General features: G+C 43.6%; 30 protein-coding genes and 1 tRNA gene. 25 read left to right on the top strand and 6 right to left on the bottom strand.

Annotation, left to right across the window (positions count from 1 at the left end):
* The first annotated feature begins 57 nt into the window (after positions 1-57).
* The 11 genes from EHO65_RS18410 (at position 58) to EHO65_RS18360 (ending at position 6805) form a co-directional block, all read left to right on the top strand.
* On the top strand, positions 58-660 hold the full coding sequence (locus tag EHO65_RS18410) for a hypothetical protein (protein WP_244243585.1): 603 nt from the start codon (positions 58-60) through the stop codon (positions 658-660).
* Positions 661-2193, top strand: a complete 1533-nt coding sequence (locus tag EHO65_RS18405; RefSeq protein ID WP_135776008.1) for a hypothetical protein — start codon at positions 661-663, stop codon at positions 2191-2193.
* Positions 2190-2546, top strand: a complete 357-nt coding sequence (locus EHO65_RS18400) for a hypothetical protein (protein ID WP_135776007.1) — start codon at positions 2190-2192, stop codon at positions 2544-2546. Before EHO65_RS18405 ends, EHO65_RS18400 begins: the two co-directional genes overlap by 4 nt.
* Positions 2543-3229: a hypothetical protein gene (locus EHO65_RS18395; protein ID WP_135776006.1), complete on the top strand. Its 687-nt coding sequence runs from the start codon at positions 2543-2545 to the stop codon at positions 3227-3229. Before EHO65_RS18400 ends, EHO65_RS18395 begins: the two co-directional genes overlap by 4 nt.
* Entirely contained in the window at positions 3229-3540 is a 312-nt protein-coding gene (locus EHO65_RS18390) for a hypothetical protein (RefSeq protein ID WP_135776005.1), read from the top strand. The genes EHO65_RS18395 and EHO65_RS18390 overlap by 1 nt, the downstream gene beginning before the upstream one ends.
* A 28-nt stretch (positions 3541-3568) precedes the next feature.
* Positions 3569-4027: a hypothetical protein gene (locus EHO65_RS18385; protein WP_135776004.1), complete on the top strand. Its 459-nt coding sequence runs from the start codon at positions 3569-3571 to the stop codon at positions 4025-4027.
* A gap of 229 nt (positions 4028-4256) precedes the next feature.
* Complete coding sequence (locus tag EHO65_RS18380) at positions 4257-4793, top strand: ParB N-terminal domain-containing protein (RefSeq protein ID WP_244243584.1); 537 nt, start codon at positions 4257-4259, stop codon at positions 4791-4793.
* A gap of 153 nt (positions 4794-4946) precedes the next feature.
* Complete coding sequence (locus tag EHO65_RS18375) at positions 4947-5198, top strand: hypothetical protein (protein WP_135776002.1); 252 nt, start codon at positions 4947-4949, stop codon at positions 5196-5198.
* 130 nt (positions 5199-5328) lie between these two features.
* Positions 5329-5739 (top strand): DUF6908 domain-containing protein, encoded by a 411-nt coding sequence (locus tag EHO65_RS18370; protein ID WP_135776001.1) that lies wholly within the window; start codon positions 5329-5331, stop codon positions 5737-5739.
* A gap of 3 nt (positions 5740-5742) precedes the next feature.
* Positions 5743-6561 carry a DUF4942 domain-containing protein gene (locus EHO65_RS18365; RefSeq protein ID WP_135776000.1) on the top strand — a complete coding sequence of 273 codons (819 nt, stop codon included), beginning with the start codon at positions 5743-5745 and terminating at the stop codon, positions 6559-6561.
* A gap of 7 nt (positions 6562-6568) precedes the next feature.
* On the top strand, positions 6569-6805 hold the full coding sequence (locus EHO65_RS18360; RefSeq protein WP_135775999.1) for a hypothetical protein: 237 nt from the start codon (positions 6569-6571) through the stop codon (positions 6803-6805).
* Between the two features lie 295 nt (positions 6806-7100).
* Here EHO65_RS18360 and EHO65_RS18355 read toward each other — a convergent pair whose 3' ends face one another.
* From EHO65_RS18355 to EHO65_RS18335, 5 genes are all read right to left on the bottom strand, one after another.
* Positions 7101-7541, bottom strand: coding sequence for a hypothetical protein (locus EHO65_RS18355; RefSeq protein WP_135775998.1), 441 nt, complete (start codon positions 7539-7541; stop codon positions 7101-7103).
* A gap of 162 nt (positions 7542-7703) precedes the next feature.
* Positions 7704-8030: a hypothetical protein gene (locus EHO65_RS18350; protein WP_135775997.1), complete on the bottom strand. Its 327-nt coding sequence runs from the start codon at positions 8028-8030 to the stop codon at positions 7704-7706.
* Positions 8027-8725: a helix-turn-helix domain-containing protein gene (locus EHO65_RS18345; RefSeq protein ID WP_167482062.1), complete on the bottom strand. Its 699-nt coding sequence runs from the start codon at positions 8723-8725 to the stop codon at positions 8027-8029. Before EHO65_RS18345 ends, EHO65_RS18350 begins: the two co-directional genes overlap by 4 nt.
* 420 nt (positions 8726-9145) lie before the next feature.
* Complete coding sequence (locus tag EHO65_RS18340) at positions 9146-9706, bottom strand: DUF3102 domain-containing protein (RefSeq protein WP_244243583.1); 561 nt, start codon at positions 9704-9706, stop codon at positions 9146-9148.
* The gene (locus tag EHO65_RS18335; RefSeq protein ID WP_135775995.1) at positions 9703-10422 is read right to left on the bottom strand and encodes a ParA family protein; all 720 of its coding nucleotides are present in this window, start codon (positions 10420-10422) and stop codon (positions 9703-9705) included. The genes EHO65_RS18340 and EHO65_RS18335 overlap by 4 nt, the downstream gene beginning before the upstream one ends.
* A 149-nt stretch (positions 10423-10571) precedes the next feature.
* Here EHO65_RS18335 and EHO65_RS18330 point away from each other — a divergent pair, with 149 nt between their 5' ends.
* The 6 genes from EHO65_RS18330 (at position 10572) to EHO65_RS18305 (ending at position 15025) form a co-directional block, all read left to right on the top strand.
* Complete coding sequence (locus EHO65_RS18330; RefSeq protein ID WP_135775994.1) at positions 10572-10877, top strand: hypothetical protein; 306 nt, start codon at positions 10572-10574, stop codon at positions 10875-10877.
* Entirely contained in the window at positions 10849-11403 is a 555-nt protein-coding gene (locus EHO65_RS18325; RefSeq protein WP_135775993.1) for a hypothetical protein, read from the top strand. The genes EHO65_RS18330 and EHO65_RS18325 overlap by 29 nt, the downstream gene beginning before the upstream one ends.
* A gap of 436 nt (positions 11404-11839) precedes the next feature.
* Complete coding sequence (locus EHO65_RS18320) at positions 11840-12568, top strand: SOS response-associated peptidase (protein ID WP_135775992.1); 729 nt, start codon at positions 11840-11842, stop codon at positions 12566-12568.
* Between the two features lie 74 nt (positions 12569-12642).
* On the top strand, positions 12643-13284 hold the full coding sequence (locus EHO65_RS18315) for an LBL_2463 family protein (RefSeq protein WP_244243582.1): 642 nt from the start codon (positions 12643-12645) through the stop codon (positions 13282-13284).
* 21 nt (positions 13285-13305) lie between these two features.
* Complete coding sequence (locus tag EHO65_RS18310) at positions 13306-14208, top strand: LIC10906 family membrane protein (RefSeq protein ID WP_135775991.1); 903 nt, start codon at positions 13306-13308, stop codon at positions 14206-14208.
* A 112-nt stretch (positions 14209-14320) separates the two neighbouring features.
* On the top strand, positions 14321-15025 hold the full coding sequence (locus tag EHO65_RS18305) for a matrixin family metalloprotease (RefSeq protein WP_167482061.1): 705 nt from the start codon (positions 14321-14323) through the stop codon (positions 15023-15025).
* An 8-nt stretch (positions 15026-15033) separates the two neighbouring features.
* Here EHO65_RS18305 and EHO65_RS18300 read toward each other — a convergent pair whose 3' ends face one another.
* Positions 15034-15459: a helix-turn-helix domain-containing protein gene (locus EHO65_RS18300; RefSeq protein ID WP_135775989.1), complete on the bottom strand. Its 426-nt coding sequence runs from the start codon at positions 15457-15459 to the stop codon at positions 15034-15036.
* 754 nt (positions 15460-16213) lie between these two features.
* Between EHO65_RS18300 and EHO65_RS18295 the strand changes: the two genes are divergently transcribed.
* The 8 genes from EHO65_RS18295 (at position 16214) to EHO65_RS18270 (ending at position 20802) form a co-directional block, all read left to right on the top strand.
* A tRNA-Met gene (locus EHO65_RS18295) sits at positions 16214-16288 on the top strand.
* Positions 16289-16931: 643 nt separating this feature from the next.
* Positions 16932-17306: a hypothetical protein gene (locus EHO65_RS18290; protein ID WP_135775988.1), complete on the top strand. Its 375-nt coding sequence runs from the start codon at positions 16932-16934 to the stop codon at positions 17304-17306.
* Between the two features lies 1 nt (position 17307).
* Positions 17308-18324: an ATP-binding protein gene (locus EHO65_RS18285; RefSeq protein ID WP_135775987.1), complete on the top strand. Its 1017-nt coding sequence runs from the start codon at positions 17308-17310 to the stop codon at positions 18322-18324.
* Positions 18321-18647, top strand: a complete 327-nt coding sequence (locus EHO65_RS18280) for a single-stranded DNA-binding protein (RefSeq protein ID WP_135775986.1) — start codon at positions 18321-18323, stop codon at positions 18645-18647. Before EHO65_RS18285 ends, EHO65_RS18280 begins: the two co-directional genes overlap by 4 nt.
* A complete protein-coding gene (locus tag EHO65_RS18275) occupies positions 18647-19906 on the top strand; it encodes a hypothetical protein (RefSeq protein ID WP_135775985.1) in 1260 nt (419 codons plus the stop codon). The genes EHO65_RS18280 and EHO65_RS18275 overlap by 1 nt, the downstream gene beginning before the upstream one ends.
* On the top strand, positions 19903-20076 hold the full coding sequence (locus tag EHO65_RS19965) for a hypothetical protein (protein WP_167482060.1): 174 nt from the start codon (positions 19903-19905) through the stop codon (positions 20074-20076). Before EHO65_RS18275 ends, EHO65_RS19965 begins: the two co-directional genes overlap by 4 nt.
* Before the next feature lie 56 nt (positions 20077-20132).
* On the top strand, positions 20133-20267 hold the full coding sequence (locus tag EHO65_RS20115) for a hypothetical protein (RefSeq protein WP_279632294.1): 135 nt from the start codon (positions 20133-20135) through the stop codon (positions 20265-20267).
* A gap of 337 nt (positions 20268-20604) precedes the next feature.
* Positions 20605-20802 carry a hypothetical protein gene (locus EHO65_RS18270; protein WP_135775984.1) on the top strand — a complete coding sequence of 66 codons (198 nt, stop codon included), beginning with the start codon at positions 20605-20607 and terminating at the stop codon, positions 20800-20802.
* The last annotated feature ends 371 nt before the right edge of the window (positions 20803-21173 follow it).

Raw genomic sequence — 21173 nt, 5'->3', positions numbered from 1 at the left:
TCATTCCAACCGAAGCCTTTAAAAGGATCCGAACGATGGGACGGTCTGTTCGAAAAGATGAAAGAATACTGGGACCAGCATTCCCGAAAGCTTTCTCTTATCCGGTATTTCAGGCGATCGGATTTTACTCCTTTTCCGATTCAAAGAGCAATAAGCCTAGGTACGTACTTCTCAGATGGGGATTCGATTCGCTCAATTAGGCAAGCTGCACACGAGACGCCAGCAATTCAAAGAAGGCCGCTTTCCTTTAGATTAACTTGGAAAGACAAGATCGATGCTATCACCGGTGGAGATAGTGTCATTTATCATGGATTCAATCTTGCCAAGTCGTTCACGTTAGGAGAGTCAATTCTTGGAGGAGTCGACGAGCTTGGTTCAGATTTGGATACCCAGCCTTATACAACTAGGCTTACCAAACCTCCACTGGGAACCATTAGAGTTAATCTAAAAATCACACCAACAGAAGAGCAGCTGGATGCTCTCGTAAAAAAGTGTGCGGCACTAAAGAACATCTATTTCCCGATCGAATTTGGAATTATCGGCACCTTCAATTATGGCGCTTTCACTATCGGAGATACTGAAATAGGTGATAATAACTTCGTCCTTGGGGATGGGGTAGATCAGTCGGGTGAATATTTTATATCATTAAGGAGTCTTTAAATGGCAAATTTATTGGCAAAATTCTTAGGCGAGGAGGTTACATCTGATGAACTTTTCAATATGGCAGCTGCAGACCTTGCCACTGAGTCAGTCGAGTTTGAGGACAACGGAAACTTTCTAAACGGAAAAACCGGAATTGCAACAATTGCAAAACTCGCCGGAATGGCTTTTGGACTTTACGATCTTTTGGGATCTCCTTCCACCAGGAGAGGATACGAAAAGTTCTTCGGAGCATTTGTTGCTCTTGATGGATCTTGGTCGCTAACAAATGGGGCATCCGTTGTAACTGGATCTGGAGGGCACGCGTTGACTCAATTAAATAATAATGAGTTAATCTACCTCCCAGGAGGTGCGGTCCGAAAGGTTAAGACTATCGCATCTGATAATCAATTTAGCATTACCGTTCCATCTCGGTCAAACAATGCGGGAGTGACTATTTACCGAATTCCTACTCTTTCAGAAAATCTTGCAAATATCTCAAGTGCAGTTAGCAAGGCAACAGATGACATAGATGTGCATGGCTTCGTACCATCTAGAAATGCAACGGATTCAACGAATGATGTCGACTGGTCTCCTGGGAATGCAAAATCCGAGGATGGAACGAAACTAATAAAGACCTCGACTGTATTAACAAAGCAAACCGATGCACTGTTCGCGGAAGGGAATAATCAAGGATGCCACGTTAACTCAACATTCGCCACCGCAACTAAAGCCTCAACGGGAACTACAAGGACATTAAAACTGCAGGAGAAGCATGGTCTCGCTCCTGAGGCACGCCTTGCGATAACCGGGATCTCAACTGATTATAATACATCCGAGGTAGAAATTACAATCGTTGATGAATATGCATTCTCTTATACGATGGGAACATCGGTTTCAGAATCGGAAAATGCTTATACGGCTGGATTAGTAACTACACTGTTCATTTTACCAGTAGATAGCACTAAGAGAATGAATGGTCGTCATTGGTGGGGAATTGGTGGCACAGGAAAGAACGATGACATCTGCAGTTCGGTATCCGGTACAAAATTTGATTATCCTTCCGGATACTCTTGGCGTGTATATCTAGGCTGGACGCCAACGACATATCTTAGCGCACTTTATATTCAACAGACATCCTACGGACTTTCTCCAATAGTAAAATGCAGCGAATACGGGCAGTTTCTAAGAGTTGAATATATTGCAAACAACTATAGCTCTTTCTCTTTTTCTCTGACAAACGCCATTGCGTCCCAATTTTTCCACAAATCCGTGACGCCATCTGGAGTAAAAGAATGCATAATAAATTGTAAACTGACCGGCAAACATACTGCTGCCTGGGGAGCGAATATCGGATCCTACGATGATGCGAGTGCAATAGCGACTGCTGGCGGGGGAACCCTTTACGGTATTGCAAATGAAAAAGATTCCGGCAATTTTTCCTTTAGATCAAATTATCGGAGAGAGTTAAAGGCATCCGGAAGCGCATCTTTCAACGTCGGCGGATATGTAACTTCTATCCTCATCCCAAGGGGAAGGCGAGCTCTACAATGACCCCCGAGGCTCAAGCAGCTAGAGACGAAATAATCATCTGGGTTCTCACTTCTGTCGCCGGTATGCTCGGTGCGACTGTTGCCTTCTTTCTTATCCATCTTTTCAACAAGCTAAATCGAATTTCCGCGATTGCATACGCAGCCAAGGAAAAGGCAGGTCTACTTGAAGAGAGGATTGAAACTCAAAAGCAAAGGCAAGATGAGCTATCAAAAGCATTGAAAGAGATCCAGGAGGCGATTACAGCTCTTAAAGACGACCTCAAAGATTCGATTCATGAGTTGGATACATCCGTTAAACGGCTAGCTGATAAAATTCCCGGCGCTATAAACGGAGGAACAGGGCACCCAACATGAACCAACTGAAAATAGATTACTCCATATTCTCTCGTGAGCTAGTAAGACTCGTTCAGGAAGATTTCGGAGTCCAATGGAATTTCGAATCGGTGAATATTGGGGTTAGGGGAGTTACTTGCCACGATGATGGATTCGTCCGACTAAACAATGACGCGTTCAACGAATACAACGACCGGCTCTGGAAAATTGAAGTCGGCGGAAAGTCCTGGAACTCTTGGCGAGTCACTTGCGATCCCGGAAGGATCCTGAAAAGTCAGGAGCTTAAGTATTTGAATCCCGAAGGCGAGGCGAGGGTAATCTCTTCGCTCAAGAGCAAGAAAATATATCGTCACAAACCTGGGTATCATAACGGACATCAAGCCCTGATCCAAAGCGGTACATTCCTTGCGCTTCGTGATAAGAACAAGGATTTCAAGTGGAATAAACTTGATAAGCAATCCGAAGCACATGGCATCAACATACATTCCTCCGGATCCAAAAAAGGAACGGTCGATCTCTCTTCGGTGGGTTGTACGGTATTCTATTCCGGTTGGGCAGACTCCGAATGGAATTCTTACATAGTTCCGATTTATGCCGAAGGGGAGAAGAAGCCTAAAGCATGGGAAGGGTTTCCCTATATCGTCTACGATCAGGAAGAGGTATTCGATCGCATTTACAAAAAACTAAACAGGAGTGCCGCATAATGGTAAAGAAAGCTCAGAGAGAAACAAAAGAAGAGAAGGAGGCGAAGAGTAGGGAAAGGAGGCTCGTATGGTTCTGCCTAATTCTCGGTCTCCTATCCTGCGGGTTTGAAGGGCTTCTATATTTGAGGAATACTCCAAGTCAGATTCCGTGGGTCGGTGGGCCTGCCTATTTCTCGTTTGGAATAGTTCTGATTGCTGCAGCCATCGGTCCTTTTATTGCCCGACGATTAGGTTGGGCGTTCCGGTATCTCCCATTCAAAGTCGGACAGAATATCCCCCCTCCTCCGTCACAGGACTCCGAACCAAGTTAATAGCAAAAAAATCTTAAAGGAACTATCCATGAAGAAACCATACGCGTATCTAATTTCCACACTGAGCCTTCTCTTTCTACTTGCTCTTTGCACTTCGGTTCAACCTCCTGATTTTAAAAAGGAGGCGGCTACATCCGAACAGTATGCGGAGGATGCAAAGAAAGAAGGAAAGGCAGCAGAAAAAGCAGGTGATCTGGAGAAAGCAAAGCTTCTTTATTCGTATGAAAAGAAATTCCGAGATCAAGCCGAAAAGTTCAAGCAAGGCGAAGCGGCCTATAACAAATGCGAGAGCGACAAAGCCTCCATGGTTGGATTTTACGAATACGGCAAGAAAGTGTTCATGGAAAAGATCTGGTTCATAACCGTTTCTGTAGTAACGACTGCTCTACTGCTCTGGGCAAAATTTGGAAATCTCGGATCCATTTCGGCAAAGGCGATAAGTGTCGCCGGATCTCTATTCTCCAAAGATACTCCACCTACCTCTTAAATCGCTTCAACGAGAGCGCTCCAGAAATGGGCGTTTCTCTTTTCCTCATTTTGGCGGCACTGCCACCAATGTTTATTCTTGATCTTCTCCTACAAAACGAAAGCCTTGCTAGATGGAAAATAGCGAACTCAAAAAATATGCACCAACAAAACTTTACTACGAGGACCCGAATAAATTTGTATTTCCGAAGGACGATTCTCACCCGTTCGACTATCTTGATAAAGAGGGATTGGAAGAACTTAGGCAATCAATCGAACTAAACGGAATCCTCCATGCAGTGTATCTCCGGATGGATTATACCATTATCTCGGGAAGAAACCGGGGAACTATCGCGTCGGAAAAGGGCATATTGGTCCCGACCATTAGATTTCAAAAAGAACTCCCACAAGAAGTCGAGCAGCGTCTTATCTATCACTTGAATCTAGTAGGGAGACAGGTCTCGCCTTCCGAACGGCGTGCAATGGTTTACAAAAGATTCAAAGACTCCATTGGAAAACATGGCGCACTATCTTCCATCCATAAAATAACCGGGATCCACATGTCGACTTTAAAGCAATACTCGGTTGATTTCCAAAATAAAAGACGATTCAAGGCGGAAGAGGTCCCAAAGAAAAGGTTCCAAGAGAAAATAGAAAAGTATAACCGATGGAAGATTCTCTTAGAAAAGGAAAACAATATCAAAAACGAAAGGCAAAAACTACAGTATGAACTAGAGAAGGTTGCGCCAATTTCTTTCTGGAAATCAGAGGAGTGGAAGAAAAGTTAAGTCTTAACTAATGCTACTTTTCCGTATAGTATTCCATTTTTCCCCGTAGTGCTCACCGGGACGTTCGCGCAAAAAGACAGCTTTTCTAAGATAAATAGTGGTGACATTTTGTGCACAGTTTGTAAGCGTTAGTACGGAGCATACGCCTACGAAATGAAGATCAACTCACATGAGGAATCTAGAAAATTTCGAGAATTAGATAAGGCATATCACCTTGCATATATTCAGTACCATGTCGATGTGCATGGATTTCGAGGCCTTGCCCGCATAATAAACGACAAATTTCCAGAAGACCCCATCAGCTATAGCTGGATCATTAAAGCATTAGGCCGAGATCGCGATAATCCAGACTATTACATGTCTCAAGTGCGCTTGAGCGAGAAAATTTGGGAAACTTTTAAATAAACTTAAACATCACCGTAGTTTAATTGCAAATATTTCCTCTGGTTTTAGTAAAAAAGTGTTGTAATTTATACAACACTTTTCATAATTACATTATGCTACGGGTCGCGACCGAAACCGCGAGGAAAATAAAATGAGAAACTTACTTCAAAGCATTGAAAAATCGGGGGGAATAGATGCCCTAAAAAGAAATGGAATCATCAAGCTTCGCGCAAATGGCTTCATGGACCTCGTTATCGAACATGTCGGGAAGGGGCCTCGTGGGCTGCATACGATCTCTGTTGCACATTATTACTTACAAAATGGGGATATGATGAGGGATCCTGAAATCGTTTTCGAAGTCTCTTTTGAAGAGGAAAAAGGGAAAAAATACCTTGAATTGAACCCAATCGAATTTCGGCAAGATGGTGCTTTGAGTATAAAGCAGATTCTCGTATGGAATTCTGATGTGGGCCTTCTTCATCGACCTAAGCTGATCAGGTCAGTAAAATCCTTTTCTATCCAATGGGACAAGAATCTTAAGGCGCAAGGGTTCTTTAAGTAAACCATGAATCGGGAAGTTAATATAGCAAAAAAGCTTTCAATCGCGGGCCTCATCGAGGCCCGTGATCAGTCGATTAGAAATTACCAGGAGATGATCACAGCCTATAAAAGAGCCGGGGCATTTCACAAACAATTCGCCTCTTATGCCCTTGGCCTAGATATTGACCGGAAGCACGTTTGGTTTGATGAGAAATTTGATGTGTCACTTAACGAAGAAATTAGAAAGTCTGTCGATCGCAATGCATGGAATTACCTTGGCGAAAAGGCTGGACTATTCGACCTTATGGACGCAAGTGCACGCGAAGAGTTTGAAAAGCAGCTAACAAAGGATGTTCCAGTCTTTTGCGAATCCAACGTAATGGCAACGTTTGATAGATTGGAGCAGGAAAAGGAAATAATCTTTAATCGAGGCGTAATAAAGGTTTTCAAAGAGCTTGATCGAACGTATATAAATAATGATAGTTTCCGAGTTGGAAAGTTAGCTATCTTCCAAGGAAATTATATGGGAAGAACGGGGACGAAAATTAAGGATATAGAGCGGATATTGCATATTCTAGACGGGAAGTCTCCCCCTGACCATGCTCATTCAGTAGAATCAAAAATTCGATGTTTCTATCTACCGAGCGAAAGCGCGGGTATCATTGCTGAGGATTCTTACCTACGTATCTATCGATATAAAAATGGAAACTTTCACGTTACTTTCAAAAGAATGGATCTACTTGATAAAGTAAATCGGATAATCTCCAACGCCTTTGGTGAATCCAATCGTATGGGAGACAGAACGAAAAGCAAACGATGGAAAAGGTCATCGCCTCAAGGATAGATGTAGAATGGAAATCAGATCATTTTCGCAATCAAGAAAATTCCGCGAGGTGGATAAAGCATTTCATACTGCACACATTGAGCGGCAAATTGAAATGCACGGCCTTAGGGGGTTACATCGAATTCTTGTAGAGAAATATGGTGACGATGCTCCAGATCCGGGTACAATCACAAATACGCTTAAAAGGGGCGCGTATGCCCCAATCGTTCGTCTTAGTGAAAAGATTCACGAGGCATTAGGGTGACCGGTAGAATCATTGGCGAAACCGTAAAACTCCTCGCTTGTCCTAATTGCAGGAATTGGTTTGGAATCAAAAACTCTTGGCGCAAGAATCCTAATAGGGAAGGGCGTTTACACAGAGTCACCTGCACTGCTTGTGGATTCTCGTCGGACGAATTTCCGATGCTGGATCTTTCTCGCCATGATTTCAATGAGAAAGCGACCGCCCTTCTCGCCTCAAAAAAATCTAATGAGACATAGGATACATTATCGGAAGTCGAGTCGACTTCAATCAAGGCTTTGCACACATAGGAAGCGGCTTACGATCGGCTGATGCTTTTTTTCATAAACGAAAAAAACAATCCAAGGTCAAGAATTGAGAAAAGCATGAATATCGCCAAAAGTACCAATTTATGTGCATCTGAATATCCTGCGAATTGAACCGAGAATCCAATACAGACAAGTGAGGCTGCGATCAAAATTACCATTGGAATGGCAATTTGGCTTTTGTAGTTTTTAGCTTCGGTCGAGAGTAATGTTTCCAGTTTTTTCAGAGCATCTAAAAATTCTTGGATCTTTTCGCGCTTTATAAGACTTTCCTTGTGTCCATTTTCGGGAGTGAATATCACATCTCCGGTATCAAGAATCTCGGAGATCTTGGGGCGGATTTTGCTGACAGACTTAAAATGAAGCAAGGCAACGATATCCCTAATAAATTTCTGAGATGTCGGCTCATCTTTTCTCTTTTCTAATTCTCTCATTGCTTGATCTCCATTCAAAAGAATGTCCGACTCGATACTATCAATCCGCTTCAGATAGAATACTGCGGACAATGCAACGATCGCTGAAAAAGATTGAGCTATCGTACTAAAAACGTAATAGAAAGTCGTAGAATCTATACCCATTTTTTTAATCCTCCAAGGTTACTCAACGAACCAAAACTTTGCCCACGCGAAATCATGATGCTCTGAATTTGGAATCCAAATTGGGTATGATTTTTCAAAATCGTATAGTATTTTACCATCCAAATCTTTTATGATTATGCGGTGTAAAACCGACTTATCATCTACGACAGAGCCAATTAGATTATCGGAAAATTCAACTTTCCAAAGCTCATATATACCTCTTAAGTCCGTTCTCAGAACAGATAGCCCTAGTTCTTGCTCCCGCTCGTTAAAGGTGAAAGTAACCAAGGGATATTCAAAAACCTTGCCCTCTACGATGATTTCTAATTTAAATTGATAAGTCATGTTGTAACCGTTAACTTCTCGCTCATCCATTTCTTGAAAATCAAGTGCAAAGTGCTCGGCTGGTTCAGCCCGAAGGGATTTACCCAACAAGTAGTGTCCTGTTTCTCGTAGGCTTCTACAATAAGCTCAACACTGGATCGACTCAATTTTCCTTTTGCCCACTCAACGAATGCCTTTGGAATATGTTCTTCTATATTCAGTTGTACATGTTCTTGTACTATGCTCGCCTCCCCTTGCGGTACACTTTCGGGCGAACCTGCCATGGGAGAGGAATTCTGCAATTCCGCGGAATCTTCGTTGAAAGTTTCTGAATTCCCTTTGACGGGAGTCTGGACGTTTGACGGGTAAACTACGGCCCCGACCTCGATTGGCTTTTCGAGTAGTAATACTAAATCGTTTTTCCCCTGCCCTACTCTGGTTACCTGAATCCAGCCGAGTTCTGCTAAACGCTTCTTTGCTTTCACTACAGAATTCTTTCCGAGTCCGGATCTTGAACAGAGAGTAGTTTTTTTGGTTCGCTCGAAATCTTCTGCCGTTTTTCCTATCCCCGGATAGCAAGTATTTCCTTTCCCTGCGAAACTCCAAAATGCACCTAATACAGCGAACAGGTTTGATCTTTCTTTCGGGTGGATCCGTTTGTCGTGCATAAATCCGCTAGGGATACGAAGATGCGTTCCTTCCATTTTAATTTCCATATTTCGGAACCCGGACATAGAACGGGTGAGGCAGATTCCGAAATTGTTCTACCCTACTCTATCATTGTGTCGGGGAAATATCTTAGGTAAGATTCCTGAGAGAAGGTCCGCGACGTTTCAACATTTTTGGCCTTAAGTCAGAGCGGCCAATGAACTAGGTTATGTCTCCTAAGTTCGTACGTACCTAGAATCCATTAAGGAGAAATTGTCAATCACATTAATGTGACATAGTTTTATTATTTGAAATTTTTGAGAGTGGCACTCGGGGGCTCTGACCTCCCCGATTGCCTTACGCGGAACGTTGTTGAAACGTCGGTGAGCGAAATGCTCTACTCGGTACGATAGTACCATGGATTTCTTTTGGGTACTACTTTTTTATTTCTGCTAAGAAAAAATTTGGGCAGTTAGCGAATTGCCGGATTAGAGATGTTTTAGCTCTTCTTCAATTCTTGAGACCTTGGATTTCGCAGTCGTAAGTATTCTTTCCTTTTCGGACGTGAGAAATTCCCTAAGAGATTTTCTTTCGGACTTAGTGATAGATTCGCCATTCCGGTATTTTTTATACAGGATTTTTGGATCGATTCCATCCACGAAATCTGGATTGATTTCCTTCTCTGAGGTTGATGGGCCTGCAACTAATTTATAAGCATCTTCCAAATGCGTCAGCGCTGACGCATTTATCGAGTCACGGGATTCGTAAATTTTCAAATAACGTTGTGCGGTCCTAATTTTGAACGTGAGATTTTCCTCGACCCAGGGTAAAAATTCTCCATGCTTAAGTTCGGCCTTTTTCTTAGTCAGGATCTCTCCGGCTTCGATCGCGAACTTTACCATGTTTTTCCCGGATGTGAGGATCGATTGATGCAGTGCATTGAGGTCTTTTGCGGCGCTATCAACGACGATATCTTTTGCTTCCTCGGTTCGGGAAAAGCCGGTTCGACTCCCAAGGATTGCTTCTTTCTTCCTTTCATTTCCCATCATGCCACCTCGTGAGCAAGGTCCAGGAACTGGGACCAGGCATTCGATGTCACTTTTAGTTTTGCACCGAGGGTCACAGCATTTTCTAACCCATCATTCCTAGTGATGTGAGTTTGTAGAACCGGGATCTGATCGGTGATTTCCAAAAGTCCTTCAGACTTCTTTGGCGATACATTTGAGGGCAGGCAAATTAAATCTATTTTCCTTCCGGTCTTACGATTTGTTGAAACCATATCTTCCAGAATTTCATAACCATGGATGGTCCACCGTGAATAGGAGATTGGACAGACTACCAGATCGCTCACGAAAACACCTGCACGAAGTTCAAAACAATCTGCAGGAGGAGTATCTAAAATTATAATATCATACCCGGATTCCTTAAGCATTTTATCAAATAGTAAAACTGCTCCAAAATCGTTATTCAATTCGGAATTGATGCTGGCTAGTTTTGGGGTGGCAGGAATACAGTCAGGACCAAAGCTGGTTTGATATACCGCGTCCTTGAGCTCGATTCTTCCAAGGAAAACATGCTTAATATTACGAGCCGAGATTTCATCTACGGAAATATTTCGGAGGTAATAATCGGTTAAATTGTTGTTTGGGTCTAAGTCCGCTACAAGTACGCGTTTCCCCAAGGAAGAATACGCTTGCCCCAAAAAAACAGCATCGGTAGTTTTTCCGACTCCGCCTTTTAAAGATGCAAGAGTAATTATCTTCACAAATTCACCGTGCTAAAACGGAACATTATTTGAAAGCAGTTTTCCGAAAAATTCAGATTTGTCGGAATTTTGAATTATGTCACTTTTGCAATAAGTAAAAAAGTCGAATTTATGTGGATTTTTTTATCTATTTATCCGTTCTTATCTATATGAGTTCAAATCCCGATGAACTAGAAGGTTACGTTGAATTTACAGGCATAGGAAATTCCGATCGGATGCTCTATGACCGGGCAGATTTTGCAAAGGTATGTAGGATTTCCGAAATATTCGCGCTATCTTTCTATCAAATGGACTATCAGGCATTAGCCAACCACGCATTAGGAGTCAGTGATTTAGATCCTTCGAAAGAAGGGCTGATGGTTGTCTCAAAAATTGCAATGGATAGAAATGGCTTTCTTCAACTTAAAAAGGAGATCGATGAGATTTATGAAAAGTCAATTGCGAAGAAAATTTAGAACTCATCTTGGAAATGCTTCGATTGAAGGTTTACGATTTACGTCCGCAGAAAAAGTTGAAATGAGCGCTACTCAGAATCATTTGACATGGAACATTCATGATGACAAATCTCTCTTTGTTGCCGTAGATGTTAGCCGATTTCACCGTATCAACTCGTTAGAGGAAGGTAGATCTCAAATTGCAGCTGTGTTGGCAGCTGGTCCATATCACCATGCACCCGTTGTGGCCTCACCAGAAAGAAGTTTGCAATTGCTTCGAAAAGTTTATAAGAATCTTAAGTCCCATAGAGAGTTCTTAGGGTACCAACTTAGCTTTGCGAAGAAGGAAATTGATAATGAAATTTATGACGAAATTGCTCGTGAATATTTCGATGGTATCGAGGTTTACGAACCAAGGGTGCTTGCAGAAAAAGTAGCAGATTTGGAGATTATGTTAGGTGCCCGGTTGGATCCGACAGAGATTGCTATCATGTTTCGTACAGATTTGAGTCTTGCAAATAAAGCCTTTGAAATTATAAATCGATAGATCCGTGGAATATTATGCGATTGGTGACTCAATCGAAGGAAAAATCCTTCACGGTTCTTCTAGGAAACCACCCAAAAATAACGGTGAATTGCTCTACAGAGCCCAGAGAGTGCATGGATATACTGTAGATTTCAATATCAGGTGCTTAATTGCGAAACAGATAGATCATTCGACTGAGGAAAACGAGAATTGCCCGTTCATTACAAAGGATGAAAAGGGTATGATCCGGTCCATTCCAGCAAGGAATAAAGGTGATATGATTATTTGCGATAGGGCAGAGGTGGTTGTGGTTCCTAGAAATAATTTTATTTTCTCGCCTAAGCCAAAATTTAAGATAAAAGGATCAGCGACTCACAGCGCTTTCACGTGGCATGTCGTAAAACATGCATACGCGAAAATTCTGGTATCTCACTCAACAACGTAGGCTCATGTCATTATGTGTAATCGATTCAGCGCTCAACTCATTACCCTAAAGGATGGAACCCAGCGCTGGATCAAAGTCACATTTGCAGACTCCGAATATAAGTTTCCATTCGGTACCGAAAGTTTTCCAAATCCACCACTACCTGACAGACCGGTTTATTATCCTGGGTATGATGTATTTTGTGTTTCGCACGATGGGGAGGCGGTAACTCCGGAGATTAGAATTTGGGGAAACTATCCACCATGGGCACCGACAAGAATAGCCAATAGTAAATCGGAAAACATTTTCTCCTCAAAGCACTGGGGAAAATATTCAACCCACAATCGTTGCCTTATTCCCGCAACGGCATTCTACGAATGGGAATACGAGACGGAGAAAATAAAACACAATACTAAGATAGAAATCGCTGGCCGGGAATCTTTCGTCTTTGCCGGAATTTATGGGGAGGATATAAATCCGAAAACGAAAGTGAAAGAGCATTGGTGTACTATTCTCACTCAGGAAGCCAACGATCGAATGAAGGAAATCCACAACCACGGAGAAAACCGTTGGAGACAGCCGGTCATTCTCGCGGATGAGAATCTGGAAGCTTGGTTGGACCCTTCGTACAACGATCCCGAAAAACTTTCGAAGCTGATCAACTCGTACCCCTCATCTTGGGTGATCGCAACGCGGATCCCGTCCGATATCGCACCTCGCAAGAAGAAACAAGAAAATACGTTATTCGACATCGAAGACTAACCCAAAAGGGTCAGTCAATTTTTCGCAAATTTTTGTAGTCAAAATGGCATTTTTGAGTCTATTATAATAATATTATGTCTCTTAAAACGTTAGAACCAACTACAAAAACATTGCTCCCAGCCACGAAAAAAGGGGCATTTCAGATTCGAATTATTGAAGGAGTCTCCGCTCCGGAAGAGCTCGCAGCACTGAAACAATTTATTTCCAGAATATATTCCGAAGCAGGATACGTAAATTCTCCTTATAAAAACATCGATTTAGATCCCTGGTCAACATGGTTTTATGTCACATTAGGAGATCAAATTCTCTCGGCGATGAGGATCGTAGAAAAAAAACCTGAAAATTTTATTCCGTTAGAACAGGCTATAAAACACAATTCCATACCCCAAATCAGGTACGCGCTATTGGAGGATAACGTAGCAGATTGGAACTCAGTGGCATTCGAAAGAACGCTTAACGGAGCGAAGGCGGCAAAAATAAATTTCGCTGTAGTCGCGAATTATTGCATAAAACAGGGATTCGACATGGTTTACGGAATGTACAACCCAGTTCTAGAAGGAATCCAATCAATTTATTTAGAAGCGGGTGCTCGAGTGTCGGAAAGATTCCCTGGACCGGTATATTTTCCGGGATTCGAACTGAAAGGGGAGTTAGCTCTGCTACAGATCGTAGAAATCTCAAAAACCACTTTACACCAAATTGCGGCAAAGGTGTAGTAACCGTGTTTCAAAGGGTACATGAATTCTATAAATTTGACAAGTATACTGGTGGCAGCTTTTATCCTTCTTTTGGGAGGCTATGTATACTCCGCCCAACCAAGGAATAGACTTCAGACGACCTACTTTCTTTTGTCGGTCGCTCTCTTTGGTTGGCTCGCTTGTCTTGGGTTCCGGATTGCTCTTCCTTTTGAGCTTCGTGAGTTGGCTCTTAACTGGACTTTGATTCCGGTTGTTCTTGTCCCGTTCCTGCTCTACCTGGTTGTCCGTCAGGTAGTGGGAATATCAGAAAACCTCTCACCTTTTTTCCGGATCCTTAATTCACTTTGTATCGGTTTCTTTCTAGTCGTCACTGTTTCTTGCGAAGCGGTTGAGATACGAGAGCCAGCGAAATTTTCCTACAAAGCGACTTGGAAGTATCACACCCTAATAATGTATTCTGCAGTATACATTCTCTGGTCGATCGGATTGATGGGAAAGGGGATCACTCGCTCTCGTGGGATGAACCGGGTTCGGAGTTTCTTACTTCTCCTGGGAGCAAGTATCGGACTAGTTGGATCAATTCTTTGTGTATATGTTTTTCCGCTCCTCGGAATTTTTGTGGCTCAATATTCAGCGATCGGTCTCGGGATCTCTGCAGTTCTTTGGGCAGTTGCAATTTTACATTACGATGCATTCGAAATTAAAGATAAGCTGCTCGCAGGGGAATCCGTTCCTTTCTTAACACGTTACTCGAATATTCCAGTGATGGGATTGTACAGCTTCTTGGATCCTTCTGAGTATCGGATAAAGTCGCTCAAACAAAAGGCCTTCCTTGTCCACCGAGTGATTCTACAAAACCACATGCTACTTCTTGGAACTGAATGGGACGATACTCTTCGGGCGAAAATTATTGCGAAGAGGTTTGGGAATTATTTGAAATAGGCAATTTTTCCTAACTTTTTTCCAAATTATGTCATCTGGGTACAAAATGTACTCATTTTACTGTTTACATTTTGTACCCACCTTGCTACGATTCTTCCATACCAGGGAAGATATGAAAATCTTAGCTCTCTTAATCCTTCTAAACCTATTCTGCGCACACAATACTCCGGACCATGATATCTCCGAAGAGAACAAGGCACTTCTACGGATTGCACATCCAGCGGATGAAACTCAGAAAAAGGTATTTAAAGCTGCTTCGCTTTGGGGAGTTGGAATCGATGTGTATCCGATCTTAGGAAGGATCCTGGATGCAAAGAACCTAATCTATTTTTCAGACGGGGATTGCGATGGACTGACCGGTTTCGATCTGGATGCGTGTGTGGATTTCCTAGCTAGTCCTATTGGAACTGGTCGTTGTACGAAAGACTTTTCCGAAAATATAATTTCTAAATCGATACTTATCGTTCGGACTGATCGCATCCGTGAAACCGTGAACATTGCTTTAGGATTAGGAATAAAGTTTTCTGATCACTCCCCATCGTATATAGAGCTCTATGAATCGGAAATACAAAAGACGCTCACTCACGAGATCGGACACTGCCTTGGTCTTGACCATTCGTCAGATATTGGATCGGTAATGTACAAGGATTCGATACCCGGATTTTCTGCAGTATCTCAGCACGACATTGCGAACGTTCGTGGTCTTTACAATTCGTCTGAAAACTTAGAACAAAACGAAGCTTACGAATATTATCTTCCTGGGATGCCTTTCAAGCAGAGTAAGATCCCAAGTTTCGGTGTGATCCTAAAAAAATAAGTTCTTTCTTACTTTCCTTTCAGCCTCAGGATCATATTGATTACCACTTCGCGATCCGCTTCGGGAAGTTCCTCCACCAAGATCCTCACTGCTTCCAGTAAATCCGGATCCTTCGCAAGCTTTCTCCAGATTCGATCATGGACCTTTAAGTCCGTTTCTACTGCATTTAAGGCTCCAGCTTCGAACATTTCCCCTAGGCCATCTTTCAGCCACGTGTAGGAAATTTTGTAAATGGATGCGATCAGTCGTAATGTCGGCTCAGGGATTTCACGTTTCCCATTAATATAACGGCTAATCGTGGACAATTCGACACCAATCTTGTCTCGTAATGCCTCACGGGAAACCCCAAGGATTTCCAGAGCCTCTTCTAGCCTTTGTCCTGTATTATTCAAAAATGTGCCAATGGTAATTTTTGTGCTTGCAATTTGTGCCATTGGCACATATGGTCATTTTGGCACTAACGCCAAATTGACATTTTCGGGTATTTACTGATGTCCAGGGAAATTACGCAACCTATATCCAATTTGGGACCTATGTCTCCTTTGGAGCTCCATCGTGCGATCGAGGATGTTCCAGCGGACAACAAAGGGAAATGGACTATGCGTAGGATCGAAAAGGAAATCGATCCACATGTTTGCTACAACACGATACGCGATACAGTTAACGGCCACGCGCACAACAAAATCGTTCTAAACTTTCTTCGGAAAAAGCTTCGCATCAATCACGGAAGAACGCCTGTGGATCTCCGCGAAGTTCCGAGAAAACAACGGGCAGAAGTTCTGAGGAAGCTCGCTGTATGAATCTCCGTTCCAACAACATTCCGGTCCCTGGGGAGGATTTCTCCCTGGGCTCTTTTTCAAAGGAGGTGCATTAGAAAATAATAATACAACGTAGGATTGTCGGAGCTTGGCAGCTCGGTTTAAAGACTCTCTTGTTAGATCGGATTCCTGAATGTATTGAAACCTCGTGGTTCAGGAAGGCTGATCAGAGAAACAGCCCAAGTAGGTGGGAAAAAAAGTCTCCCCACCCGTATGAGACCGGAACCCAAATCCCATATGGTAAGCTTTGGGAGCTCCGAGAATCCTATGAGTACGATTCTGATTTGGGGTTATAGGGTGAAAGCCCGATCCCCCTCCGTGAAATTCGGACGATGAGTTGCCTTTCCTGCGATAGTGGAAACAGCGAGATTGCGGCGGTAGTTTAGCTGATTAGAACATCGGGCTCATATCCCGAAAGTCAAGGGTTCTAATCCCTTCCCCGCGATAAGGTTTTGGATCGTCGGAGTGCCGGACATAGCACTGCGCGAGTAAACGCCGAAAAATCCGGAACCTCATTCATCCCGTGCTGAATGAGGAACTCCGAGAATCCAAAACAAAAGGATTCGTTCCATCACTCGTCATTGGTTTCTAAGGAAAGCAAAGACATCTGGTGAGGTTTGATGGAAGGAGATGTGAAGAAGGAAATTTGCAAAGGATGTGGAACCGAGACACCAAATCTCTTCCAATTCGACCTTTGTAGAGAGTGCCTCGGCATCTGGTTCAGGAGATTAATTCCTGTGATCGATGATGTCAGGCGGGGTTCGGAACGAAAGTTCCGCGAGTTGTGCGGATAAAAAAAGAGCTCGGTTGGCGCCGAGCTCGGTTGAGATTGCTCTCTTTGAAAATGGTTATAGAGAAATACCTCTCCCAGTCCGCTCCGAATGTCAACCAATTTTGGAGTGTATGATGAACACTAAAGCCGGAATCGGAAAGATCGTGAGCGAAGCGAGGATCGTGTTTCAGAATCGAAACGGATACTCCGCGAACACGGAAGAGTTATGCGGGTTTCTGCGTGACGAAGGGTATATGGAGCTCGTAGAGGAAAAGTTCTCTGCGATGGAATCGCTAGTCAAAGCGGGGAGGGTGTGATGGCTGAAAAGAATCAGATGTCCAACCTCACCAAGCTGATGGATCAGGAGATCGATGGTCTAAAGAAAACCGTCGATAAACTTACCTCGGATCAGCTTATAATGAAGGAGCTCTACGATATCGCTCCGAAAGAAGAGGATCTCAAATCCACTCTCTTTCTTGTAACGAAAGAAAATTACAAGCAATTGCGCCCTGCGTTCAAACCGTTCAGAGCGATCCAAACTGTTAGGAAAAGACTTCCGCAGTTACGAAATGCGATATTAGAAAATCGCAAATTAAAACGCGAGCTCGCTGAGTCGAACAAAGCCTTCGATTTACTAAAGGTAGAGTTTGAAAAAGTTCGCAAGTCTCGAAGAAATTGGGGGCATGCGTAAGATGGGCTCATTTAAAAAGGCAGATAAAACACAATCCAAACTTCGTTGTGCGATGTTTGGTCCACCGGGATCCGGAAAGACGTTCACTGCGCTTTCCATGGCAACAGGCATGGGGAGCAAGATTGCAGTCATCGACTCCGAGCGTGGATCCGCTTCAAAGTATGCCGATCGTTTCGAGTTTGATGCTTGTAACTTGGAAGATCGATCCATCGAGGCGTACATTAAAGCGATCAAGGAAGCAGGAGAAGAGGGATACGATGTACTGATCCTCGATTCTCTCACTCATGCTTGGCAGGAATTACTCGAGGAGATCGATAAACTTGCAAGAGCGAAGTACAACGGAAATACTTTCTCAGCTTGGTCGGAAGGAACTCCAAAACAAAAGCAACTTGTGAATGCTCTTTACGATTTTCCTGGTCACCTCATCGCAACGATGCGAGTAAAAATTGAGTACGTCATGGAGACGACAAAGGGAGGAAAGCTTGCTCCGAAAAAGGTGGGCATGGCAGCGGAACAAGGTAAGGGCATCGAATACGAATTCGACCTTCTAATGGATTTGACCATGGAACACCTTGCAACCGTCTCGAAAGACCGAACAGGAAAATTTCAAGACGAGATTTTGGACAAGCCGGGAGTGGAGTTTGGAAAATCTCTTCTTGCATGGTTGAGCGAAGGAAAAGCACCAGAACCGAAACCTCCGAAAAAGGATCCTAGCGCCGAACGAACTCCAGCGGATCGATACCGAGAGATGATCAATCGCCTCGACGATATCCAAAAAACGAAGAAATCCGAAAAAGAGAAGATTGAGGAGATCCTGCAAGTTCAAAAGAGATGGGATCTCACTAAACCAGATCTTGAGAAAACCAAGTCACTCCACGTGTATGAGAATGGTTCACAAGAAATTCTTAATGCGCTTGGTGTATTAGGTTGGGCACCACCTCCGAAAGAGCAGGAGAAAGAGGGAACGAAAGAAGGAGCAAACTCAGAACCTAAACTTCCTTTGGAGGTGCCGGCATGAACTTCTCCTTAGTTTTTGTGGATGGAAACTTGACTGCCGACCCAACTGGGAAGCAGGTGATGGGCAAACAAGTCACCTCGTTTAACATCGCGGTCAATTACGCAGAGAACAAGGTTTCCTACTTTGAAGTCGAGGCATGGGACAAGGTTGGAGAATCTTGTCTCAACCACCTTGAAAAAGGATCCCGTGTCACCATCGTAGGCGATCTTCGCCAGGACCGTTGGAAAGACGGGGAGGGCAGGAACCAATCTAAAATAAAGATCGTAGCACAAAAGGTCCGGTTCGATTCCAAGAAAGAATCCAACCAAGGAGGTGGATTCTAATGGAAAAATTTACTGAAATCACCGGGATAAAACTATCCCGGACCGACAAGATTCACGTTGAGAAGTATTCGGATCTGGACTTGGGAAGATATACTATCTCTTCCTTCAACAGATACCGTGACAACAGAATGCTTTGGGCGTTGGAATATGTTTTTCGGTTTAAGTCGGCATGGCCAGCGGAAGGTCTATGGAGACAATCTGCGATCGATAAAGTGATCCAAAGGGCAGTGCTGCTTCATGATATGGAAATGCCTGGATACGTAGAGACGGCAATTCAGTCGTACCAGTTCTATGCTGCCGATCACCTCCTAACTCAGTTCGAGAAACTATCACCTGAATTCCAAGCCGAGGATCTGGCATCGATCCTATGCGGAAATACAAAGGAAGAATTCCTCAACGCGATCAAGGGGATTATTCAAACGAAATTCGATTTGAAACTGTATGGTCCAATTCCTGAGTTCATGGATCCGGATCATTCCGCACACAAGAAATACCTTGAGAGACTTGAGAAACAATACGTCCTCATTGAACAAGGAATTCCGAAGGCCGTTGAGTACTTCCAAAAGATCGAAGAGCCGATCACTTTCCGCAAACGTATCAAAGCGAACTACTTCGGTATCCCAGTACCTACTTTCGGGTTTGGTCAGTTCGTAACGAAGTCTCGCGGATATATTCTCAAGTCCTCTGAACCGAATAAAGTTCCAAAGACGTGGGAGAAGGTTTCACTCAACGATAAGTGCAAGCTTGCGTTTGCTGCTGTGACAGAACAGCGACCTTGGGAGCTCGTAGTTACCACACGCCAGGGCAGAGACGATGCAAGGAATCTGCTGCTTCTTGATATGATCAAAGCAGGCTTGGGTGTTACAGAGATTTGTAACAAATTTAAAGAAATCTCACTCAAGAACGGAGACCTCACCGCGAGTGGAAAACCGAAATCAGTTACCGCAGACACTGTTGAGAAACTCATCCTTGCCGCGAAAGAGCCAGGATTCCAGCCTCCTTCAATCTTCCGTAAATACGAGATGATGCTCGAAGAAGCGATTCACTGGGAGAAGCATAACGAACTCACTGCGAATTCGATTAACTTTCTTGTTCATTCATGCAGAAAGAAATCGATCAACGATGACATCAAGACTCTGTGCTTCGACAATATCGAGGGAATGCTCGTGAAGCCGGATGAAAGAAGAAAGATCGAAGAACTGTGGGGATTAGAAATCCCAGATACAACCGAGCAAGAAGAGCAGGAGGAAGCAGCATGAACGCAAGCGAACTCCGAGCTCAACAGAGAAAAGTTGCAACATTCAACGACCGGAATATGGACCCACCTGACTCGTATTCCGACTACGAAGAGAAAGTCAGGGAGGCAAGGGAAGAAAGACGCCTCGAACGAATGGAAGATGATTCCATCGGAAGTTCTTTCTTAGAGTAAACGGGAAGCGATTCCCCGAGCCGGATGGATTCCGGGAATACCAAAGGAGAATAACTTTGGCTAACGAACACCAAGAAACCAGCGAAGACGCAGTAAAGGAATCAGAATCTACAGTAGGGGAAACTTCCGGTACTGCAGAGGAGAGTTCCTTGAAAGAGGAAACTCACGAACCAGCGGACGTCGCAGGTTGAAAAACGGATCCCGGGGTCACACACTCCTTGGTTATTTGCCCCGGGATTCTTTCCTCTTCCAATACGAAGAGGAGCCCCTCAGAGCATCCGAACATCGGGTTCTGTGAGGGACTTAGGTCCTAATAAAATTTAACAGTAGTAGCACTGCTGGTAAATGAGTGGGCGTTCTTCCGGCTATACGGGGGTTAGATTCTCGCGGTGGTCTGTGTCGGGCGTTTGGCTCAATCATCAGGCTGGACCACCGCTGAGTGCTTAGAGACAACTAACGTTATGTCCCTTGTGGGGCGGAAAAGTTGTCCGGGGTTTGCGTTATTATCTTTATATTGAGGAGCTGAAAGTGGCAAAGAAAGAGAAACCATTAAATTTATATCATATTGTATATGAGGAGGATGGAGTTCGAAAGACTGCACATGTTGCAGGCATCGATGTTTCCGACGCTCGAAACAAGTTGGAAATCCGACTCGGTAAAACGAAGCTTTCGGACAAACTACGATACATTAATAACCGCAGGCATGACGGGCTTTACATCCCTTAAGGCGACGACATGGACTTTCAAGTTATCCTCATATTCATACAAACCTATCCAAAGACAGCTTGGGTTCTTCCTGGGATCGTTTTTTGGATTATTGAAAAGATAAAGGAAAGCATCGAGATCTTAGCGGAGCACACTTATTGGAATAACAAAAAGTATCCGAAAATACAAATCTCGGACTTCGTCATTCTCTCAATTTGTGGGGCTCTTGGTCCTATCTGTTGGGTCTCGAAAGTTTTCGAAAGCCTAAACCTCACTATTGATCTTACCGGTGTGTTGGATATAACTCTCTTCGAATTTCGATTCGGGAAGAAGGAGAAGGAAAATGATTAACGAACATTACGAGTTTTGGACGAATGCCGTTTACTTCGGAT

This window comes from Leptospira andrefontaineae, assembly GCF_004770105.1.
Classification (GTDB): domain Bacteria; phylum Spirochaetota; class Leptospiria; order Leptospirales; family Leptospiraceae; genus Leptospira_B; species Leptospira_B andrefontaineae.
This window is presented reverse-complemented; position numbering and strand designations above follow the sequence as displayed.

What these genes read in the sequence shown, in the direction of transcription:
- EHO65_RS18410 (WP_244243585.1), top strand. Translation starts at nt 58, where the DNA reads ATGAAAGAATACTGGGACCAGCATTCCCGAAAGCTTTCTCTTATCCGG.
- EHO65_RS18405 (WP_135776008.1), top strand. Translation starts at nt 661, where the DNA reads ATGGCAAATTTATTGGCAAAATTCTTAGGCGAGGAGGTTACATCTGAT.
- EHO65_RS18400 (WP_135776007.1), top strand. Translation starts at nt 2,190, where the DNA reads ATGACCCCCGAGGCTCAAGCAGCTAGAGACGAAATAATCATCTGGGTT.
- EHO65_RS18395 (WP_135776006.1), top strand. Translation starts at nt 2,543, where the DNA reads ATGAACCAACTGAAAATAGATTACTCCATATTCTCTCGTGAGCTAGTA.
- EHO65_RS18390 (WP_135776005.1), top strand. Translation starts at nt 3,229, where the DNA reads ATGGTAAAGAAAGCTCAGAGAGAAACAAAAGAAGAGAAGGAGGCGAAG.
- EHO65_RS18385 (WP_135776004.1), top strand. Translation starts at nt 3,569, where the DNA reads ATGAAGAAACCATACGCGTATCTAATTTCCACACTGAGCCTTCTCTTT.
- EHO65_RS18375 (WP_135776002.1), top strand. Translation starts at nt 4,947, where the DNA reads ATGAAGATCAACTCACATGAGGAATCTAGAAAATTTCGAGAATTAGAT.
- EHO65_RS18370 (WP_135776001.1), top strand. Translation starts at nt 5,329, where the DNA reads ATGAGAAACTTACTTCAAAGCATTGAAAAATCGGGGGGAATAGATGCC.
- EHO65_RS18365 (WP_135776000.1), top strand. Translation starts at nt 5,743, where the DNA reads ATGAATCGGGAAGTTAATATAGCAAAAAAGCTTTCAATCGCGGGCCTC.
- EHO65_RS18360 (WP_135775999.1), top strand. Translation starts at nt 6,569, where the DNA reads ATGGAAATCAGATCATTTTCGCAATCAAGAAAATTCCGCGAGGTGGAT.
- EHO65_RS18355 (WP_135775998.1), bottom strand. Translation starts at nt 7,541, where the DNA reads ATGAGAGAATTAGAAAAGAGAAAAGATGAGCCGACATCTCAGAAATTT.
- EHO65_RS18350 (WP_135775997.1), bottom strand. Translation starts at nt 8,030, where the DNA reads ATGACTTATCAATTTAAATTAGAAATCATCGTAGAGGGCAAGGTTTTT.
- EHO65_RS18345 (WP_167482062.1), bottom strand. Translation starts at nt 8,725, where the DNA reads ATGGAAATTAAAATGGAAGGAACGCATCTTCGTATCCCTAGCGGATTT.
- EHO65_RS18340 (WP_244243583.1), bottom strand. Translation starts at nt 9,706, where the DNA reads ATGATGGGAAATGAAAGGAAGAAAGAAGCAATCCTTGGGAGTCGAACC.
- EHO65_RS18330 (WP_135775994.1), top strand. Translation starts at nt 10,572, where the DNA reads ATGAGTTCAAATCCCGATGAACTAGAAGGTTACGTTGAATTTACAGGC.
- EHO65_RS18325 (WP_135775993.1), top strand. Translation starts at nt 10,849, where the DNA reads ATGAAAAGTCAATTGCGAAGAAAATTTAGAACTCATCTTGGAAATGCT.
- EHO65_RS18320 (WP_135775992.1), top strand. Translation starts at nt 11,840, where the DNA reads ATGTGTAATCGATTCAGCGCTCAACTCATTACCCTAAAGGATGGAACC.
- EHO65_RS18315 (WP_244243582.1), top strand. Translation starts at nt 12,643, where the DNA reads ATGTCTCTTAAAACGTTAGAACCAACTACAAAAACATTGCTCCCAGCC.
- EHO65_RS18310 (WP_135775991.1), top strand. Translation starts at nt 13,306, where the DNA reads ATGAATTCTATAAATTTGACAAGTATACTGGTGGCAGCTTTTATCCTT.
- EHO65_RS18305 (WP_167482061.1), top strand. Translation starts at nt 14,321, where the DNA reads ATGAAAATCTTAGCTCTCTTAATCCTTCTAAACCTATTCTGCGCACAC.
- EHO65_RS18300 (WP_135775989.1), bottom strand. Translation starts at nt 15,459, where the DNA reads ATGGCACAAATTGCAAGCACAAAAATTACCATTGGCACATTTTTGAAT.
- EHO65_RS18290 (WP_135775988.1), top strand. Translation starts at nt 16,932, where the DNA reads ATGGCTGAAAAGAATCAGATGTCCAACCTCACCAAGCTGATGGATCAG.
- EHO65_RS18285 (WP_135775987.1), top strand. Translation starts at nt 17,308, where the DNA reads ATGGGCTCATTTAAAAAGGCAGATAAAACACAATCCAAACTTCGTTGT.
- EHO65_RS18280 (WP_135775986.1), top strand. Translation starts at nt 18,321, where the DNA reads ATGAACTTCTCCTTAGTTTTTGTGGATGGAAACTTGACTGCCGACCCA.
- EHO65_RS18275 (WP_135775985.1), top strand. Translation starts at nt 18,647, where the DNA reads ATGGAAAAATTTACTGAAATCACCGGGATAAAACTATCCCGGACCGAC.
- EHO65_RS19965 (WP_167482060.1), top strand. Translation starts at nt 19,903, where the DNA reads ATGAACGCAAGCGAACTCCGAGCTCAACAGAGAAAAGTTGCAACATTC.